This window comes from uncultured Ruthenibacterium sp. (assembly GCF_963558415.1).
Taxonomy (GTDB): domain Bacteria; phylum Bacillota; class Clostridia; order Oscillospirales; family Ruminococcaceae; genus Ruthenibacterium.
Genome location: NZ_CAUWGY010000140.1, coordinates 1 through 3,141, shown reverse-complemented (window position 1 = coordinate 3,141; position 3,141 = coordinate 1). Strand labels below are relative to the sequence as shown.

Sequence of the window (3,141 nt, the reverse complement as noted above, 5' to 3'; positions counted from 1 at the left end):
GGTAGAACAGGTCCACACGTCACTGTTGGACAAATTGGTTCACGATGATGGCTTCACCATTCTTCCCAGCTCCGGTGGAGAAGGCGGAACGCTGGTGTCTCCGGACATTGCGCTGTGTCCGGCTTGTCTGAGAGAAATGAATGACCCGTGTGACCGGCGCTATCGCTATCCTTTTATTAATTGTACGGACTGCGGGCCGCGCTATACCATTATCCGTGACCTTCCTTACGACCGTGCCAAAACATCCATGGCCGGATTTCCCATGTGCCCGGATTGCAATGCTGAATACACCGACATCCGCACCCGCCGCTATCATGCGCAGCCGGATTGCTGTCCTGTCTGCGGCCCTTCGGTCTATTTTATGGATGCACAGGGACAACCGGTTCCTGGCGATGTCTTTGAGCAGGCACAGCGAGCCTTGGCGGAAGGTGCCATTGTGGCCGTCAAAGGAATCGGCGGCATCCATCTCGCTTGCGACGCACACAATCCCAAAGCGGTTGCACGCCTTCGTCATCGAAAACATCGTTAGGAGAAGCCCTTGGCACTTATGTGCCGCGATTTGGAACACGTGCGTGATTTCTGCCTTGTGAGCGAGGCGGAACAGACCGTCTTGGAAAATGTCCGGCGCCCCATTGTGTTGCTGGCCAAAAAGGATCCAAACGCATTTTCTCTTTTAAGCAGCAATACACGTCTTGGGATCATGCTTCCCTACACGCCGCTGCATGTACTTTTGTTGGATGGCACTTTTGGCGGGCCAGGTGCACTGGTTATGACCAGCGCTAATCTTTCCGATCAGCCGGTTCTCATCCACGGACATGAGGCGCTGAAAGGACTTTGTGGAATCGCTGATTTTTTCCTTTTACACAATCGTCCCATTCAAAATCGATGTGATGATTCGTTGGTGAGCGTCTGGCAAGGTCGGGAATACTTTTTCCGTCGGAGCCGCGGCTATGCGCCGCAACCTATCCGCACACTAATGGATGTGACCGGTGTAGTCGCATTTGGTGCGGAACAAAAGGCTTCTTTTGCCGTGGGCAGAGAGTGCCATGCCTTTTTAAGCCCGCACATCGGCGATTTAAAAAATTTAGAAACGCTGGATCATTATCGGCATGCGCTGGATACATTTTTACGGCTTTTCCGAATTGAGGCCAAAATGCTGGTATGCGATCTCCACCCGGATTACTGGTCTACCCGAGAGGCAGAGCTTCGTCGCAGCTCTGCCAATTTGCCTGTACTTCAAGTACAGCATCACTGGGCTCATATGGCGGCCTGCATGGCGGACAACGATCTTTGGGGACCTGTTTTCGGTATTGTGTGGGACGGCACCGGTCTTGGAACGGACGGACAAATCTGGGGTGGAGAATTTCTGATCGGCGATTACAGCAGCTTTTCCCGCTGCGGCTCCATTCGCCCCATTCTTCTTGCGGGCGGTGATGCGGCTGTGCGCGAAATCGGGCGCGTGGCGCTCTCACTGGCACGCGATGCCGAACTTTCCACGGAATGCATTGCGCTGGATGCAACGCGCATGCGCTCACTGTGCGCCATGCTGGACAGCCGCACGAACTGTGTGCCGGCCAGCAGCATTGGACGTCTATTCGACGGAGTGTATGCACTTCTCACTGGCCGTATGCGTGTAAATTACGAAGGCCAAGGCGCTACTTTGCTAGAGGCCCTGGAACGGGATGAGATTCCAGGACGCCCCTATCCAGTGGAATTTTATGTGCAAGATGGTATACGTCTGTTTGATCACCGCTCTTTGGTGCGTGCGATTGTAGAGGATTGCAAAAACGGCCAGCCGGCGGCCGCCATTGCCCGTGGTTTTATGGATGCGCTGTGCCGCGCGGCTTTGGAACAGTGTCTTGCTTTGAACCCGAACAAGCTTCCAGTGGTTTTATCTGGAGGCGTTTTCCTCAACCATTACTTACTGACCAATCTTACCCGGCTTCTGGAAGAGGCTGGGTACTCGGTATTTACACATCATCGCGTTTCTACCTGTGACGAAGGACTTTGCCTTGGGCAGATGGTCATCGCGGCTCAGCAAAGGAGGCTGAATTCTCATGTGTCTGGCAGTTCCCTTGAAAATTGTACGCATTGACGGCAAGACAGCGGTCGGAGAGGCCGCAGGACTTTCTCAAAAATTGCGTGTGGACTTTATCCCGGATGTACAGCCTGGTGACTATGTAATGGTCCACGCAGGATTTGCTATTCAGAAATTAACGCCCGAACAAGCAGAGGAAAACATGAGCTGCATTCAGGAGGCCATTGATGCGCTTTGAAGAAGATTTTCGCAAACCATCTGGCATCGACCGCTTGCTGAAAAGGCTTGAAACATTAAGTTTGGACGCCGGACCAATTCGCATTATGGAAATTTGCGGCACGCACACCATGTCCATCGCCAAATCTGGTTTGCGCTCGCTGCTTCCCCCTTCCATACGTCTCGTTTCCGGTCCCGGCTGCCCTGTCTGTGTGACTCCCGCAGGATACATTGACGCGATTCTGCGTTTGTCGGAGCGTCCGGGACTTGTGATTACCAGTTACGGAGATTTGCTGCGCGTACCCGGCTCGCAAAGAGGAGATACGCTTCTTCGCCGCCGCGCCGAGGGTGCACAGATTCATATGGTCTATTCTCCCATGGAAGCGCTGGAAATGGCGGCCGAACATCCAGAACGGGAAGTTGTCTTTCTCGGAGTGGGATTTGAAACCACTGCTCCCGGTACTGCGGCCTGCATTCTGGAGGCAGCAGAACGAGGAATTCGTAATTTTTCGGTTTTGTGTCTTCTAAAAAACACGCCGCCTGCTCTGCGTGCGCTGATCAACGCACCGGACTTTGCAGTCAACGGATTTCTCTGTCCGGGTCATGTAGCAGCCATCACCGGCTCGGACGCTTTTCAATTTTTGCCCCAGGAATACGGACTTCCTGCCGTGGTCAGCGGGTTTGAAGCAGGCGATCTGCTGTTTTCTGTTTACCGTTTGGTCGATTGCATCGTGCATCACACTCCCGCCTTAGAAAATGAGTACACCCGCCTGGTGCAGCCGAAAGGAAATCCCGCGGCCCTGGCGGCTATGCGTCAAGTTTTTGAACCCACAGATAACCTCTGGCGCGGTCTGGGACTTCTGCCTGCCAGCGGGCTCCGTCTTCGT

Annotated in this window: 3 protein-coding genes and 1 pseudogene; all 4 read left to right on the top strand. The window is 53.9% G+C overall.

Features of this window, described 5'->3' with window-relative positions; all coding sequences use genetic code 11:
* Window positions 1-136: 136 nt before the first annotated feature.
* Window positions 137-880 (top strand): annotated as a pseudogene (locus tag AB5H98_RS13135) (Sua5/YciO/YrdC/YwlC family protein); the annotation flags it as partial.
* A 96-nt stretch (window positions 881-976) separates the two neighbouring features.
* Window positions 977-2,095, top strand: coding sequence for a hypothetical protein (locus AB5H98_RS13130; protein WP_367926335.1), 1,119 nt, complete (start codon window positions 977-979; stop codon window positions 2,093-2,095).
* Window positions 2,058-2,276, top strand: a complete 219-nt coding sequence (locus AB5H98_RS13125; RefSeq protein ID WP_367926334.1) for a HypC/HybG/HupF family hydrogenase formation chaperone — start codon at window positions 2,058-2,060, stop codon at window positions 2,274-2,276. Before AB5H98_RS13130 ends, AB5H98_RS13125 begins: the two co-directional genes overlap by 38 nt.
* Window positions 2,266-3,141, top strand: an 876-nt coding sequence (gene hypD, locus AB5H98_RS13120) for a hydrogenase formation protein HypD (RefSeq protein ID WP_367926333.1), incomplete at its 3' end; no start/stop codon positions are given. The genes AB5H98_RS13125 and hypD, both read left to right, overlap by 11 nt.